The organism is Rubrivivax benzoatilyticus JA2 = ATCC BAA-35 (assembly GCF_000190375.1).
Lineage (GTDB): Bacteria > Pseudomonadota > Gammaproteobacteria > Burkholderiales > Burkholderiaceae_C > Rubrivivax > Rubrivivax benzoatilyticus.
The window spans coordinates 1-1,242 of record NZ_AEWG01000081.1 but is presented as its reverse complement, the minus strand read 5'-3'; the positions used below and the strand labels follow the sequence as shown (position 1 = coordinate 1,242).

General features: G+C 77.9%; 1 protein-coding gene. It reads left to right on the top strand.

Features of this window, described 5'->3' with window-relative positions; genetic code table 11:
• Positions 1 to 1,242 (top strand): amino acid adenylation domain-containing protein (locus RBXJA2T_RS10095; RefSeq protein WP_009857260.1); only part of this gene is annotated, 1,242 nt, incomplete at both ends.

Here is a 1,242-nt window from a genome sequence, read left to right as displayed (position 1 = left end):
CGCCACGTGGTCTGCCAGCGCGAGGCCGCCGCGCCGCCCGGCGCGGGCTACACGCTGCACGGCCCGCAGGCGCTGCAGGCGGAGGATGACGCGCCGCTGCCGCCGCGCGCCGGCCCGCACGATGCGGCCTACATGGTCTACACCTCGGGCTCGACCGGCCGGCCCAAGGGCGCGATCGTGCGCCACGACGGCGCCGTCAACCACCTGTTCGCCCAGGCCCACGCGCTGGGCGAGGCGGCGGTCGCGCGGTTCCTGCAGAGCGCGCCGTCGTCGTCGGACATCTCGGTCTGGCAGTTCGCCGCGCCGCTGGCCTTCGGCGGCTGCTGCGTGGTGCTGGACGACGCCACCGACGTCGCCGCGCTGCTGCAGGCCGTGCGCCGCCACCGGCTGCAGCTCGTCGAGCTCGTGCCGGCGGTGCTGAAGTACCTCTGCGAGTACGCCGCCGCGCTGCCCGAGGCCGAACGCGCGCTGCCCAGCCTGCGCTGGATGATGGTCACCGGCGAGTCGGCGCCGGTGGCGCTGGTCAACGCCTGGCTGGCGCTGTACCCGGGCGTCCCGGTGGTCAACGCCTACGGCCCGACCGAGGCCGCCGACGACGTCGCCCAGGCCGTGCTCGCCGCGCCGCTGCCGCCGCGCCAGGCCTCGGTCAGCATCGGCCGGCCGCTGGCCAACCTGGACCTCTACGTGCTCGACGAGCGGCTGCGGCCGCTGCCGGTGGGCGCGCCGGGCGAGCTCTGCGTCGCCGGCGTCGGCGTCGGCGCCGGCTACTGGCGCCAGCCGGAGAAGACCGCCGCGGCCTTCGTGCCCAACCCCTTCGACGGCGCCGCCGGGCCGGTGATCTACCGCACCGGCGACCTCGCGCGCTGGCGCGACGACGGCACGCTCGAATGCGGCGGCCGGCTCGACCACCAGGTGCAGATCCGCGGCCAGCGCATCGAGCTCGCCGAGATCGAGGCCCAGCTGCGCCGCCACCCGGCGCTGGCCGACGTCGTCGTGCAGGCCTTTCACGACGGCGAGGGCGATGGCCGCCTCGTCGCCTTCGTCGTGGCGCGCGCCGAAGCCGACGACGCCGCGCTGCGTGCCCACCTCGCGGCGCGGCTGCCGGCGGCGATGCTGCCGGCGGCCTTCGTGCGCCTGGACGCGCTGCCGCTGAACCCCGCCGGCAAGGTCGACCGCCGCGCGCTGCGCCCGCCCGCGGCGCCGGCCGCCCTCCGCTCCGCCGGGCGCGCCCCGGCCAGCGCG